The organism is Lysobacter sp. F60174L2 (genome assembly GCF_052547135.1).
On the sequence record NZ_JBQWRA010000001.1, the window covers coordinates 436,837 to 451,067 of the forward strand.

At 68.5% G+C, this 14,231-nt stretch carries 10 protein-coding genes; 2 read left to right on the forward strand and 8 right to left on the reverse strand.

Going from position 1 to position 14,231, the window contains the following annotated elements:
* Window positions 1–25: 25 nt before the first annotated feature.
* Entirely contained in the window at window positions 26–526 is a 501-nt protein-coding gene (locus ACT9AS_RS01940; RefSeq protein ID WP_445098433.1) for a tail fiber protein, read from the reverse strand.
* Window positions 527–922: 396 nt separating this feature from the next.
* On the opposite strand from ACT9AS_RS01940, the gene ACT9AS_RS01945 reads away from it, so the two are divergent.
* The gene (locus tag ACT9AS_RS01945) at window positions 923–7,267 is read left to right on the forward strand and encodes a putative Ig domain-containing protein (RefSeq protein WP_445098434.1); all 6,345 of its coding nucleotides are present in this window, start codon (window positions 923–925) and stop codon (window positions 7,265–7,267) included.
* 74 nt (window positions 7,268–7,341) lie between these two features.
* On the opposite strand, the gene ACT9AS_RS01950 is transcribed toward ACT9AS_RS01945, so the two are convergent.
* The 4 genes from ACT9AS_RS01950 to ACT9AS_RS01965 form a co-directional block, all read right to left on the reverse strand.
* Entirely contained in the window at window positions 7,342–7,728 is a 387-nt protein-coding gene (locus tag ACT9AS_RS01950; RefSeq protein ID WP_445098435.1) for a DUF805 domain-containing protein, read from the reverse strand.
* A gap of 158 nt (window positions 7,729–7,886) precedes the next feature.
* On the reverse strand, window positions 7,887–8,114 hold the full coding sequence (gene chaB, locus ACT9AS_RS01955) for a putative cation transport regulator ChaB (RefSeq protein ID WP_445098436.1): 228 nt from the start codon (window positions 8,112–8,114) through the stop codon (window positions 7,887–7,889).
* 102 nt (window positions 8,115–8,216) lie between these two features.
* Window positions 8,217–9,149: an aspartyl protease family protein gene (locus ACT9AS_RS01960; RefSeq protein ID WP_445098437.1), complete on the reverse strand. Its 933-nt coding sequence runs from the start codon at window positions 9,147–9,149 to the stop codon at window positions 8,217–8,219.
* 238 nt (window positions 9,150–9,387) lie between these two features.
* A complete protein-coding gene (locus ACT9AS_RS01965; protein ID WP_445098438.1) occupies window positions 9,388–10,359 on the reverse strand; it encodes a LysR substrate-binding domain-containing protein in 972 nt (323 codons plus the stop codon).
* A 75-nt stretch (window positions 10,360–10,434) separates the two neighbouring features.
* Between ACT9AS_RS01965 and ACT9AS_RS01970 the strand changes: the two genes are divergently transcribed.
* Window positions 10,435–10,830 carry a Rid family hydrolase gene (locus ACT9AS_RS01970; RefSeq protein WP_445098439.1) on the forward strand — a complete coding sequence of 132 codons (396 nt, stop codon included), beginning with the start codon at window positions 10,435–10,437 and terminating at the stop codon, window positions 10,828–10,830.
* Between the two features lie 15 nt (window positions 10,831–10,845).
* Here the strand turns inward: ACT9AS_RS01970 and gltS are convergent, their stop codons facing one another.
* Genes gltS through dgcN form a run of 3 tightly spaced genes read right to left on the reverse strand, consistent with a single transcriptional unit; the run spans window position 10,846 to window position 14,162 of the window.
* The gene (gene gltS / locus ACT9AS_RS01975) at window positions 10,846–12,039 is read right to left on the reverse strand and encodes a sodium/glutamate symporter (RefSeq protein ID WP_445098440.1); all 1,194 of its coding nucleotides are present in this window, start codon (window positions 12,037–12,039) and stop codon (window positions 10,846–10,848) included.
* Window positions 12,040–12,099: 60 nt separating this feature from the next.
* Entirely contained in the window at window positions 12,100–13,095 is a 996-nt protein-coding gene (gene dgcA / locus ACT9AS_RS01980) for an N-acetyl-D-Glu racemase DgcA (RefSeq protein ID WP_445098441.1), read from the reverse strand.
* The gene (dgcN, locus tag ACT9AS_RS01985; protein ID WP_445098442.1) at window positions 13,080–14,162 is read right to left on the reverse strand and encodes an N-acetyltransferase DgcN; all 1,083 of its coding nucleotides are present in this window, start codon (window positions 14,160–14,162) and stop codon (window positions 13,080–13,082) included. Before dgcN ends, dgcA begins: the two co-directional genes overlap by 16 nt.
* Window positions 14,163–14,231 lie beyond the last annotated feature (69 nt).

Genomic DNA, 14,231 nt, shown 5'->3' on the forward strand with positions numbered 1-14,231 from the left:
GATGGCCGGCGCGGCCGGCACAGGCTCAGTTGCGCGAGGGGAAAACGCCGGTAAGCGCGATGCAGAAATTGAGCACGCTGTACGGCTGCATGTTGTTGTGCGGTGCGTCGTTGCCGCAGCTTTCGACGGTGTTGGCGGCCAGCGTGACCGACGCGCCGGGCGGCGCGTACAGCTCGGTGCCGCTGGCGGCGAACAGCGCATCGCGCGGGTTGGAAGTGCTGGCGGCGGCGGTGGTGCCGACGAAGCGATGCGTGTGTGTCGGCAACTGCGCCGGGGTCAGCGTTACCGACTCGACCCCGCTGGCCACGCCGACCGGTTCGGCCTGGGTGAAGCCACGCGGAGTGCGGCCGCGCAGGTCCGGCAAGCCGAAGGTGGTGGTGCCGTTGCCGCCGTACTGGGTGCCCAGCAGCGCAAACAATGCCTGGTTCTGCGCGATCGGCAGCAACTGGCCATCGCAGGTGGCAAAACCGCGGGGCGCGAAGTTGAACCCCGTGAGCATGATCTGCCCGAGAAAGACTTCCGTCATGTCGTTGTCCCCAAGTCGCGCGCCTCATGCGCCGCGCCGGAGTACTATGAAACGGTTCCGACGGAAATCGCAACTGCAGCAGACGGGATGGAAGCCGTGGCCGGTTTTTTCCCGGATTGCGTTAGGTAACCAGAGCTGGGGCAAGATCGGGCAGCACAATGGGGCGGCGCTGCAGGCGCCCGGGGCAGCCGATGGCCACGTCTCCCGCGATTTTCGCAGGCGTCGAATGGCTGGATCGGCTGGGAATTCTTGTATCGCGTCGAGCGGGCTTCGGCCCCGGGGGAATACTGCATGGACAGGGACGTTGCGTCGGTTGCATCGAAAGCCGGACTCGACACGAGTGCCCCAACCCGCAGGCCAGTGTCGGCCCGCACCCCTCGCCGCCGCGGCTGGACGATGGCCGGGCGCTGGCTGCAATCGCTGCTGGTCCTGTGGTTGCTGCTGGGCGTGTCGGTGCCGGCATGGGCGGCCTGCAGTTCGCCGCAGACCGCCACCATCCCGTCGGGTGGCTCGGTCGTGTTCGGTTGCGCCGACACCCTGGGCTTCGATAATCCGGCGATCACCCCCCCCAGCCATGGCTCACTGGATTGGGGCGACTCCGACAGCGTCTACAACCTGACCTACACCAACAATGGCGACGGTGCGACGTTCGACACCTTCGTTGCGCAGGACGAAGACACCCTCGACATCATCACCTTCAACATCACCGTGGAGGCGGCCACCAGCCTGGTCGTCAGCCCGGCCGTGCTGCCGACGCCGACCATCGGCGTCGCCTACAGCGTGCAGATGTCCACCACTGGCGGTGACGCGCCATACAGCTACAGCCTTGGTGCTGGCGGCGAGTTCCCGCCGGGGCTGTCGCTTTCGACGTCGGGCCTGGTGTCCGGCACCCCGACCCAGTCGGGCACCCACTCCTTCACCGTCAACGTCAGCGATGCGAGCGCGGTCACGGCCAGCAAGTCCTACAGCGTCGACATCCCGGCGCCGGCGCTGGACATGAGCCCGGACAGCGCGGTCACCGGCACCGAGACCGTCGCCTACAACCTGGTCTTCAGCGGCTCGGGGGGCACATCGCCATACGTCTTCACGGTCGACGGCGGTTTGGGTCCGCTGCCACCGGGCCTGAGCCTGGGCACGTCCGGCGCAATCACCGGCACGCCGACGGCCGGCACGGCCGGCAGCTACCCGGTGCGCATCGTCATGGCCGACAACACCACCAAGTCGACCAGCGCCGACACGCACTCGATGGCCCAGGACTTCACCTTCGTCATCGAGCCGCCGCCGACCATCGCGGTGGGCCCGACAACGTTGACCGGTGCCACCGCGGGTGCGGCCTACAACCAGGCGTTGAGCGCCAGTGGCGGTACCGCGCCGTACAGCTTCGCGGTGACCAGCGGCAGCCTGCCGGCCGGGCTGGACCTGGCGGCCGACGGCGCGTTGACCGGCACCCCGACTGCCGGCGGCAACTTCAATTTCACCATCACCGCCACCGACAGCAACGGTTTCAGTGGTGACCGTGCCTATAACCCGACGGTTGCCGCGGCCGATATCGTCTTGTCGTCCGGACTGGCTTCGACCGACGTCGGTGTAACCTACGCCGGTGCCATCACCGCCAGCGGCGGCACCGCCCCGTACAGCTATGCCGTTACGAACGGCGTACTGCCCGCGGGGCTGACGCTGGACGCCGCAACCGGCGTCATCACCGGCACGGCGACGGCTGGCGGCATCTTCGATTTCACCGTGGCCGCAACCGACAGCAGCGGCGGTACCGGCCCCTACAGCGACAGTCGTGATTACCAACTGGTCGTGTACTCGCCGACCATGACGTTGACCCCCTCCACCCTGCCTGACGGTCTCGTCAACGCGGCCTACAGCCAGACCTTCGAAACCAGCGGCGGTACCGCCCCCTACAGCTACACGGTCACTTCCGGGACGCTTCCGCCGGGGCTGTCGCTGACTACGGGCGGAGTGTTGTCCGGCACTCCGACCGCAGCCGGCACGTTCAACTTCACCTTCTACGTCACCGACAGCAGCACCGGCGGTGGTCCCTACGCCATTCCGGGGGTCTACGAGGTGACGATCGATTCGGCCGCCCCGATCGCCAATCCGGTCAGTGCGACGGTCGCCTATGGGAGCGGCGCCGACCCGATCACCCTCGACGTGACCGGCGGCGCCGCCGATTCGGTCGCCGTCGCGACCGCGCCGGGCCACGGCACCGCGATTGCCAGCGGTACCGCCATCACCTATCAGCCCGCCGCCGGCTACGCGGGCGCCGACAGCTTCACCTACACCGCGACCAACGCCGATGGCACTTCGGCGCCGGCCACGGTCAGCATCACCGTCTCCGCACCGATTATCGTCATAACCCCCTCCGCGCCGCTGACCGCGCAGGTAGGTACCGCCTACAGCCAGACCTTCACCTGGTCGGGTGGCGCGGCACCGTACTCCGGCTACAGCGTGACCGGCCTGCCGGCGGGGCTGACGGTTACCACCAACGACGCCGACAGCGTGACCGTGAGCGGCACCCCTACCCAGGGCGGCAGTTTCACCGTGTCGACTTCCGCCAGCGATTCCTCCAGCGGCAGCGGTCCGTTCACCACGGGCGACGACTTCACGCTGCAGGTGGACGCGCCGAGCCTGTCGATGACGCCCGCCGACGGCACTGCCCTGACGGCCACTTATCCGCAGCCTTACAGCCAGGTATTCAGCGCCAGCGGCGGCGTCGCTCCGTACAGCTACTCGCTGACGGGCGTCCTGCCTGCCGGCATGTCGTTCGACGGCACGACCGGCACGCTGTCGGGCATCCCGGCCGAGGCCGGGCCGATGTTCCAGTTCACCGTCACCGCGACGGACAGCTCCACCGGCACCGGTGCACCGTACTCGGTGTCGCAGGACTACGATCTGCAGGTCGACCAGTACATCAACCTGACCCCTTCGACGCTGGCCGATGGCACTGTCGGCGCGTCGTACACGCAGACGCTCGGTGCCAGCGGCGGCGTCGCGCCGTACACGTTCGCGATGAACATCGGCACCAGCCTGCCGCCGGGCCTGAGCCTGGCGGCCGATGGCAGCATCAGTGGCACGCCCACCACCAGCGGCACCTACAACTTCAATATCCGTGCCGCCGATGCCAATGGTGTCTGGGGCTCGCATGGTTACATCGTGACCATGACGCCGGCGACCGTCGTGGTGACGCCTGCGGCACTGCCCGGTGGAGCGGTGAATACGCCGTACAGCCAGACCATCGGTGCCAGTGGCGGCATCGCGCCTTACAGCTACGCGGTCGTCGCCGGTGCATTGCCGCCCGGGTTCAACCTGGATGCCGGGACCGGCGTCCTGTCCGGGAGCACCGACACCGCCGGCAGCTACAGCTTCGTGGTGGAGGTCCGCGACAGCAGCGGCGGCACCCCCGTCACCGGGACCGTCAGCTACACCATCGCGATCGACACGCCGACGATCACCCTGGCTCCCGCCACCCTGCCTGACGGAACCGTGCGCAGCGCCTACAGCCAGTCGTTCACCGCCAGCGGCGGCACTGCGCCCTACGCATTCGCTGTCAGTAGCGGCGCACTGCCCGCAGGCATGAGCCTGGCCGCCGATGGCACGCTGTCGGGTACGCCGACCGGGGCCGGCGATTTCACCTTCGCGGTGACCGCGACCGACAGCAGCACCGGCAGCGGGCCGTACAGTGGAACCGGCAACTACACGCTGACCATCGCCGACGTCGCGCCGACCGCCAACGACGTGTCCGCGACCGTCGCCTACGGCAGCGACCCGACCCCGGTCGCGCTCGACATCAGCGGCAGCGCGGCGACCTCGGTCGCGGTGGCAAGCGCGCCGACGCACGGCGTCGCCAGCGCGAGCGGCCTGTCGATCAGCTACCAGCCGGAGGCCGGCTACGCAGGCACCGACAGCTTCACCTACATCGCCCGCAATGCGGCGGGCGATTCCGCGCCGGCCACGGTCAGCATCACGGTCGGTGCGCCGACGCTGGCACTGACGCCTGCTGCCGGCACGCTCGCGCCCGGTTATGGCGCTTCATACAGCCAGGTCTTCAGTGCCAGCGGTGGCGCAGCGCCGTATACGTATGCGCTGACAGGCGCATTGCCGGCCGGGCTGGTGTTCGACACAGCCAGCGGCACGCTGTCGGGCACGGCTACGGAAACCGGCAGTTTCGCCATCACGGTGACCGCGACCGACAGTTCGACCGGCGACGCGGCCCCGTTCTCGGTCGCCGCCGACTACGACGTGGAGGTCGCATCGGCGACGATCGCGATCACCCCGGCCACGCTGGCTGACGGCACCGCGGGCAGCGCCTACAACCAGGCACTCGCCGCCAGCGGCGGCATCGCGCCCTACGTGTTCGAGCTGACCGCCGGCACCTTGCCCGCCGGCCTCCAGCTCGGGACCGACGGCACCCTGTCCGGCACCCCCACCGCGAGCGGCGCATTCGCGATCACCCTGCAGGCCACCGACGCGCACGGCCAGGCCGGCAGCGGCAGCTATTCGCTGCAGATCGCCGCAGCCAACCTGACGCTGAGCCCGGCCACCGTGGAGGATGGCGTGGTTGGCACGGCCTACCGGCAGTCGTTCAGCGCCGGCGGTGGTGTCGCTCCGTACCACTACGAGATCGCGGGTGGTGTGTTGCCTGCGGGGCTGGCGCTGGACGCGTCGACTGGCGAACTGGCCGGCACGCCGACCACCGCTGGCAGCCACGACTTCCAGCTGCGCGCCACCGACAACAGCAGCGGAACCGCCGCGACGGTGGTTACCGGTTACACGCTGGTGATCGCCGAGGCACCGCCGGTCGCGGTCGATGACGCCGCCAGTACGCTCGCGGGACAGGCGGTCACCATCGCGGTGACCGGCAACGACAGCGGCGTGATCGATGCGATCGCGGTGGACGCCGCGCCCGGCCACGGCAGCGTCAGCATCGAGGGGCTGGCCGCGGTCTACACGCCGGCTGCCGGCTTCTCCGGCAGCGACAGCTTCCGCTACATCGCCAGCGGTCCGGGCGGCAGCTCGGCCGCGGCCACGGTCACGGTCGAGGTGGCACCGCTGCCGGTGCCGGTCGCCAAACCGCAGTCGCTGACCACCCTGGCCGGGGAGACGGTGCAGTTCGAGGCCGCCACCGATGCCACCGGCGGGCCGTTCACCGGCGTCGCCATCGTCGAGGCCCCGGCCGAGGGCGAGGTGGTCGTCGACGGTACCCGCATCGGCTACACGCCGCTGGCGACCGCCGACGGCACCGTCGAGATCCGCTACACCCTGGCCAATGCCTACGGTGCGTCGGAGCCGGTCACCGCGACCATCACGGTCAACCCGCGGCCGATCGCCGCAACCCACCAGGCGAACACCCTGTCCGGCGGCAAGGTCAGCGTCGAACTGACCGACAACGCACGCGGCGGCCCGTTTACCGGCGCCGAGCTGCTATCGGTGAGCCCGGCCGAGGCCGGCGACGCCAGCATCACCGCGACCGGCGAAGGCGACAGCGCCGGCTACCGGCTGGACTTCAGCGCGGCCGCCGACTACGCCGGCACCGCGACCGTGCGCTACACGCTCAGCAACGCCTATGCGACGTCCGCCGCGGCAACGGTCAGCATCGAGGTCGAGGCACGCCCCGATCCCACCCTGGATGCGGAGGTCACCGGCCTGCTGCGTGCCCAGGTCGCCAGCGTGCGGCGGCTTGCTCGCGGGCAACTGGGCAACTTCCAGCAGCGCATGGAACAGCTGCACGGCGGGCGCGAAGCCTCGGCCGGGTTCGACAACGGCCTGTCGGTGGCGATCAACCGGCAGTGCGATGAGCGCGAGTGGCAGATCGTCGGCAGCACCTGCCCACGACCGCTGCATGACGAGCGTGCGCCGGTGATCGAACCGGTTGCCGCTATCCGCACCGATGCACCCGCGCCGGAGTTCGGCATCTGGACCGCCGGCGCGATGAGCTTCGGCGACTACGACGCCCGGCGCGGCGCCAGCGGTTTCGAGTTCGAGACCCGGGGCGTCAGCTTCGGCGTCGACCGCCACTTCAGCCCGACGCTCGCACTGGGTGCCGGCCTGGGCTACGGCCGCGACGTCAGCGATGTCGGCGACAACGGCAGCCGCAGCGAGGCCGACGCCTGGAGCGCCGCGGTGTATGCCAGCTACCACCCGGGCGAGCACGTCTACCTGGATGCGCTGCTCGGGCGCCAGTGGCTGTCGCTGCAACTGCGCCGCCATGTCACCGCCAACGGCGCCCAGGTGCAGGGCGAGCGCGACGGACACCAGTGGCTGGCGTCGCTAACCGGTGGCTACCAGTGGCAGCGCGACCAGTTGGGGATGACGACCTACGCCCGCGTCGATGTGGCGCGCGCGCAGCTCGACGGTTACGTGGAGCAGGGCGATCCGGTGCAGGCGCTGGCATTCGACGCGCAGGACGTCGACAGCACCACCACCAGCCTCGGCTGGCGCATGGACTACCGCCGCGAGTTCGACTGGGGCAGCTTCACGCCGCAGTTCCGGGTCGAGTACCAGCACGACCTCGATGCCGACAGCGTCGCGACGATGCGCTATGCCGACCTGCTGGACGGGCCGTTCTATCGCACCGACGTGGACGGTTTCGACCGCAATCGCTTCGTGCTCGGGCTCGGCGCGGGATGGCTCACCGATCGCCAGCTTGGCTTGCGGCTGGAGTACCGCTCCGTACTCGGCGACAGCGGCGTGGACGACCAGTCGCTGCTGCTGCAGGTCGAGAAGCAGTACTGACCGGCTCGTCGCCGTCACGTGCACCAATGAAAACGGCGCCGCGAGGGCGCCGTTTTCGTGAGTGGAATGGCTGTTTACGCCATCGCCGGGATACCGCCTTCGTCCGACTTGGGATCCTCGCCAAAACGGTTGCTGCCGCGCGTGCCTTCCATCACCGCGAACACCAGCAGCACGATCGCGCCGATCAGCGGGATGAAGACCAGCAGCAACCACCAGCCGCTCTTGTCGATGTCGTGCAGGCGACGCACGCCGACCGCGATGCTCGGCAGCAGCACGGCCAGGGTGTACAGCAGGCCGAGCATGCCGATACCGCTTTCGGTCATGAGCCCGCCAAGGCCGTCGATGATTCCCAGCACGAACGAGACGATGACGTTGAACAGCGTGAACATCCAGTACTCCTTGCGGCGCGCGCGCCCCTCGAAGCCGACGTAGTTCTTCAGTACTTTCAGGTACCAGTCCATTGCGATCTCCCCAAGGTCGTTGTTGTCGCGCGGCCCTCCCCGGGCCGCGCTCAGCGGATACTAACCGTTCCCGATGCCCGTGGACGTGGCCGCCGCCGGGCCACCGCCTGTTTCGGACGGTTTTTCCTGTCAGGTCCGCTGCCGCGACATCAGGCCGCCTACTTCGCGTGCCACTTGTCGTCGTCGCCCTTCTCGTACTTCTGCTTCACCGCCGACCACGCGACCTTGTGCGCGGTTTCCTCGCGCGAGGCGTCGCCGCGGCGTTCGTCGGAGTCCTTGTACTCGTCCCAGGCGCTGTTGAAGGCTTCCTTGTAGATCTCCTGCGCGTGCTTGGGCACGTTGTCCTTGACCGAGTCGGGCAGTTCGGTGATGCGGTCGTAAGGCATGGTCGTCTTCCGCTGGTGGAGGGGTCGACTATCCGCGCCGCGGGTTAAGTCGCCGCGAAGCGGAGCTGACCGGGCGTCCCGCGCAGTGGCGCTCCACTTCGATCAATCGCAGACCGCCACGGCCTTCGAACGCTGGTCGATCAGCACCACCGCCTGCTGCAAGGCATGCGCGCCGACGAGCAGTTCCGGGAACTGCGCGGAAACCCGTACTTCCACATCGGACATCTCCACCTCTCCGATCCGGAAAGGCCCGCGCACCGTCGCGCGCTGGGTATCGACGTGGCCATTGGTGAGCCGTCCGCGTCCCGCCTGCTCCGTTGGTCCCGCTGAAACCTGTTCGAACAGCGCCTGCGGAAGCACGAAGTTGATATTGGCGCCCGTGTCCAGCTGTCCCACGGCCTGCAGCGCGCCGATCGACACGGGTATGCGGAAGGCGCGCTCGTAGCCGAGGACGTTCTTCCCGTCCGCCGGCAGACGCTGCGTGCGACTGAATGACAGCGTCTGGCGCGGGTAGTCGATGGCCAGCAGTCCGTCGGAAAAGAACTCGCGGGCGATGATCCCCGAGAACGCCGCTTCCGGGGCATTACGACTGTTGTAGTCGCGGGTGATGACGTCGAGGTCGCGTCGCACGATGCCGCCGAGTTCCAGCGAGTCCAGCCGCGTCGTCTCGACGTCCGCGCTGCGTACCCCGTCCGATGTCGTGGCCTGCCCGCTCAGCGACAAGCCGAGCCGTTCGACCAGGCTGGTATCGGCGCGGGCCATTCCACTTGCGCCGGTATCGATGGCGAACCGGAACGGGCCACGTCCATTCGCGCGGGCATCGACGTAGATCCGTCCGTCCACGGTTTCGAACGGGACGTGTATCAAGGCGTCTGCCAGCGGGCCAGCGGCGAGCGCGCAGGCATCGTCGGATATCTCCGGGGCAGGCGTCGCCGCCGATGCGACGGATGCCGTTGCCAGCAGGATCGATGTCGCCACGGCTTTCATCGTGCGACCGGCCGTGGTCTTGCGGTCGAGTGGATAAGGCGAAGGCATCGGGCTTTCCTCGTTGAAGGCGAAGCCACAACTGGGCATTCGCGGACCGGAAGGAGGTGCTGAAGAATGCGCTGCACAGCGCTGCGCACCAGCAGACTGCGGGTGCCACCTCCCGGAAGCGAGCCCGATGCGATGAAGCGAACGAATGGCCGACGAACACCGGAAAAACGGGTCGAAAGGCGAGCAATTCCACTCGGACGAACGGTGCAGGCCGTCGTAACGGACATCGTGGTGCGACCTATGGCGCGCCCGGCGTGAGTTCCCGCACCAGCCTGTCCACAAACACCCGCGTCTTTGCGGGAATCAACCGCCCCGGCGGCAGTACCACATGCACCGCCGCGTCGAAGTCGAACCGCCACTCCGGTAGCACCCGTACCAGCGTGCCTTCGGCAAGCTGCCGCGCCACCAGCCATTCCGGCGCCGGCATGATCCCCGCGCAACCCACGCACGCCGCCAGCAGGCCTTCGTCATCGTCCGACACGATCGGCCCAGCGATGCGCTGGGCGACCTGTTCGCGGCCGTCGGTGAGTCGCCACTCGGGCCAGAAGCGCGCCTTGGAAAATGTCAGGCAGGCATGCCGCGCCAGCTCCGCCGGCTCCGTCGGTACGCCGCGCCGGGCGAGGTAACCCGGCGCGGCGCAGAGTACGACGTCGAATGCCACCAAGCGGCGCGCGACGAGGCTGCTGTCGACCAGTTCGCCAATGCGCACGGCCGCGTCGAAACCCTCGGCGACCAGATCAACGAAGTGGTTGCCATGCGCGAGTTCCAGTCGCAGGTCGGGATGGGTATCCAGGAAATCGGGCAGCCAGGGCGCAATGCAGCGCTGGGCGAACGCCGCGGGCAGTGATAGCCGCAGCAACCCGCGCGGAATGGCGGCGCCTTCGCTGGCCTCGACCTCGGCTGCCGAAAGTTCGCCAAGGATCGCCTGCACGCGGCGATGGTAGGCGACGCCCGCCTCGGTGACGGTCACGCGTCGGGTGGTGCGTGCGAGCAGGCGCACACCCAGGCGGGTCTCCAGTGCCGTCACCCGGCGCGAGATCACCGAGGGATCGCGGCCCATCACCCGCGCGGCAGCCGCAAAGCCGCCGTGATCGACCACGGCGGCAAAAGCCTCGATCTGCTCGAAGCGGGCACCGCTAGCTTCATGCATCTGGTGCATGGATGTTTTGTTTCGAAGGGGATTCATGTTCGTGTGGCAAGTCTGGATCATACGCCACACGCGGCGTTAACCACCGGAAACACCCGGACCAGACTCGCCTGATCCGTTTCCCACCAGGAGCCACCCATGGCCAAGCGCAACGCAATCTTCCCTGCCGGTCGGCAGGCGCTCTACGACATCAACCACTACTCGGCAGCAATCGTGTCAGGCGACCTGCTGTTCGTGTCCGGCCAGGTCGGCAGCCGCGAGGACGGTTCGCCCGAACCGGACTTCGCCCGCCAGGTCCAGCTCGCCTTCGACAATCTGGCCGCGGTGCTGGATGCGGCCGGCTGCAGCTTCGACGACGTGGTGGATGTGACCACCTTCCATACCGATCCGGCCAACCAGTTCGACGCCGTTTCCACCGTGCGTCTGAAGGCGTTCGGCGAACCGCCGTATCCCAACTGGACCGCAGTCGGGGTGAACTGGCTGGCGGGCTTCGATTTCGAGATCAAGGTCATCGCGCGGATTCCCGCGCCGTGAGCGCAGGGACGCACCTCAATCAAAGAAATTGATGAACCCCGTAATGATCAGCGCATTGGTGAAGTCGATGAAGAACGCACCCACCAGCGGCGCGACCAGGAACGCGCGCGGGGCGACGCCGTAGCGCTCCACCAGCGTGCGCATCACCGCCATCGCGTTGGCAGTGGTGCCGAGCATGAAGCCGATGAAACCGCCGCCCATTACCGCGGCGTCGTAGTCGCGCCCCATCATCCGGAACACCACCAGGCAGAACACCGCCACCATCACCACCTGCACGCCGAGGTTGACCACCAGCGGCATCGCCAGGCCGGCCAGTTCCCAGAGCTTGAGGTTCATCAGCGCCACCGCCAGGAACAGCGCCAGGCAGATGTTGCCGATCAGCTCCACCGTCGGCACCGGGATGCGGAACACGCCCCAGGCATCGTCGATGTTGCGGATCAACGCGCCGACCAGCATCGCGCCGACGTAGGCCGGCAGGGTGATGCCGGTGGCCGAGATCCAGCCGCTGACCCAGGAGCCGAGCCACATCGCGACCAGGATCGCGACGATGCTCTTGAGCGCGCTGAACTCGCGCTGGGCTTCGGTCTGCAGCAGGCCGCTGGCGTCGTCGTCGGGCGCGTGGTGGTCCTGCGGACGGGTGGACACCAGCCCGAAGCGCCGGATCAGCACGGTGATGACCGGCCCGCCGACCAGCCCACCGAGCACGATGCCGCCCATCGCCGAAGCGATCGCGATCGACTCGGCGCCGCGGATGCCGGCCTCCTCGAACAGCGGCGCAAACGCCAGCCCGGTCGCCGGCCCGCCGGTCAGCGTGGTCGAGCCGGCCAGCACGCCGAACAACGGCGGCAGGTCGAAGCCGACCGCCACCGCCATTCCCAGCAGGTTCTGCGCGACGGCGAACACCGACGCCAGCGCCAAAAACACCACCACCTGCCTGCCGCTGATCTTCAGCAGTTTCAGGCTGGCGTTGAAACCGATGGTGGTGAAGAACGCGATCATCAGCGGCGTCTGCAACGAGGTATCCATCGTCCACAGCGCGGTGTCGCGCTCGTACGCCACCCACGCGACGATCGCGAACACCAGTCCGCCGATCACCGGCGGCGGCAGGTTGTAGCGCCCGAGCACCGGAATCACCCGGCACAACGCGTAGCCCAGGAACAGTGCGAGTCCGGCGAATGCCAGGGTCTGTACGGCGTCGAGTTGCAGCAAAGGAGACTCCTTGAACGATGTCCTGCGTGTGCCGGCAGCGGCAGGCGCAATCGGGCGATCTTACGCGGGGCCACCCCACAGTCGCGATGCGGGCGGCTGCAGCAGGCCATCGCGCATCACCACGCCACCGGCATGGTCGTCGCGCAACCACAGCGGCCCGTCGAGATCGACGAACTCGGCATGGCGGGCGACGTGCCAGGCCGGCGCCATCGCCAGCGACGAGCCGATCATGCAGCCGACCATGATGCCGAAGCCCTGCGCCTGCGCGGCATGCAGCAGTTCCAGTGCCGCAGTCAGGCCGCCGGTCTTGTCGAGCTTGATGTTGACGACCTGGTAGCGCCCGCGCAGGCGCGGCAGGTCGGCGGCGACGTGGCAGCTCTCGTCCGCGCACAGCCGCGACACCGACTCGAACCCCTGCAACGCATCGTCCTCGTCGGCCGGCAGCGGCTGCTCGATGAGGTCGACCCGGGTTTCGGCGAGCACCGGTTGCAGCTCGCGCAGCAGGTCGATGTTCCAGCTTTCGTTGGGGTCGACGATCAACCGCGCATCCGGCAACTGGCCGCGCACCGCGCGGATCCGTGTCGCCGGGTCGTCCGCGTCGAGCTTGATCTTGACCAGCTTCAGGTGGCGCAGCGCCTTCGCCGCGTGCGCCATGTTCGCCGGCGTGTCGAGGCTGACGGTGTGCGCGCTGGCCAGCGGCGGCAGGACGGTGGAGTGGCCGAGCAGGGAGGCGACCGGAACCCCTTGCCGGCGCGCCTGCAGGTCCCACAGTGCGCAATCGAGTGCATTGCGCGCGGCGCCGGGCTCAAGGAGTTCCTGGAGTTGGTGTCGATCGAGGCCACCGGTGACCGCATCGGCCAGCGACGCGACCTGCGCCATCACCGACTCGACGCTCTCGCCGTACCGCGGATACGGCAGCGATTCGCCGCGGCCGACATGGGTGCCGTCGCTGACCGTCGCGACCACGACTTCGGTCGCGGTGCGGACCCCGCGCGAGATCCGGAACGGCGCGACCAGCGGGTAGTTGGGGTGTTCGAGCGTCAGTCCGGGAAGCATGCCAGCAGCCTGTCGACGATACGGGAGACACCGTTGCGGACCGGGTCCTGCGCCGGCAGCCCGAGTCGGTCTTCGGCCTCCGCGCAGACGCGTGCGGCGTCCTCGGCCGATAGCTTCGAGGTATTGAGCGACACGCCGACCGCGACCACCGCCGGATTGGTCAGCCGCGCGGCTGCGAGGTTGGCTTCCAGCGTGTCGCTCAAACGCGGCAACTGGAAATGCGCGACCCCGCGCATGTGCGGCCGGCCGGGCTCGTCGCACAGCACCAGTGCATCGGGCTGGGCACCGTGCAACAGCCCCAGCGAGACGCCGGCAAACGACGGGTGGAACAGCGACCCCTGGCCTTCGATCAGATCCCAGCCGTTGTCATGGCGCTCCGGCGACAGCCATTCGACGCCGCCGGAAATGAAGTCGGCCACCACCGCATCGAGCGGGATGCCGCGGCCGGCGATGAAGATGCCGGTCTGGCCGGTGGCGCGGAAGTCGGCGGCCAGTCCGCGCGCGCGCATCTCCGTTTCCAGCGCCAGCGTGGTGTACATCTTGCCGGTGGAGCAGTCGGTGCCGACCGTGAGCAGGCGCTTGCCGGCGCGCTTGTGGCCCTTGCCGACCGGCGTCGCCGGCGGCGTACGTGCATCGAACAGATGGCGGCCGTTGCGCTGTGCCGCGGCGACGATTTCCGGATACGCCGCCAACCGGTCGTGCAGCCCCGAGGCGACATTCATGCCGGCATCGAGCGCGGCGACCACGTGCGCCACCGTCGCCGGATCGATCCTGCCGCCGGCATTGGCGACCCCGACGATCATCGTGTTGGCTCCGGCCGCGCGCGCTTGCGCGAAGTCCATGTCCGGCAGGTCGAGGCTGATTTTGCACTCCGGCCCGCGGAACTGGCCCACGCACCATTGCGGCCGGAACGCCGCCAGCCCGCGCGCGGTCTTGCCCGACAACTCGTCCGGGGCGTTGCCCAGGTACAGCAGGAACGGCGGCGGCCAGAGGGAGGGGGCGGGATCGGTCGACATGGTGCAAAGCCAGCGGGCGGCGCCCGGGAAGTGGGTTTGCAGCATCTTCATGGCTGGCCGCCGACGCCGCCATTGAAAAGACGCCGATGGGGCATAGCGGCAGGTTATGGGGCAGCGCCC

What these genes read in the sequence shown, in the direction of transcription:
- ACT9AS_RS01940 (WP_445098433.1), bottom strand. Translation starts at nt 526, where the DNA reads ATGACGGAAGTCTTTCTCGGGCAGATCATGCTCACGGGGTTCAACTTC.
- ACT9AS_RS01945 (WP_445098434.1), top strand. Translation starts at nt 923, where the DNA reads ATGGCCGGGCGCTGGCTGCAATCGCTGCTGGTCCTGTGGTTGCTGCTG.
- ACT9AS_RS01950 (WP_445098435.1), bottom strand. Translation starts at nt 7,728, where the DNA reads ATGGACTGGTACCTGAAAGTACTGAAGAACTACGTCGGCTTCGAGGGG.
- chaB (WP_445098436.1), bottom strand. Translation starts at nt 8,114, where the DNA reads ATGCCTTACGACCGCATCACCGAACTGCCCGACTCGGTCAAGGACAAC.
- ACT9AS_RS01960 (WP_445098437.1), bottom strand. Translation starts at nt 9,149, where the DNA reads ATGCCTTCGCCTTATCCACTCGACCGCAAGACCACGGCCGGTCGCACG.
- ACT9AS_RS01965 (WP_445098438.1), bottom strand. Translation starts at nt 10,359, where the DNA reads ATGATCCAGACTTGCCACACGAACATGAATCCCCTTCGAAACAAAACA.
- ACT9AS_RS01970 (WP_445098439.1), top strand. Translation starts at nt 10,435, where the DNA reads ATGGCCAAGCGCAACGCAATCTTCCCTGCCGGTCGGCAGGCGCTCTAC.
- dgcA (WP_445098441.1), bottom strand. Translation starts at nt 13,095, where the DNA reads ATGCTTCCCGGACTGACGCTCGAACACCCCAACTACCCGCTGGTCGCG.
- dgcN (WP_445098442.1), bottom strand. Translation starts at nt 14,162, where the DNA reads ATGAAGATGCTGCAAACCCACTTCCCGGGCGCCGCCCGCTGGCTTTGC.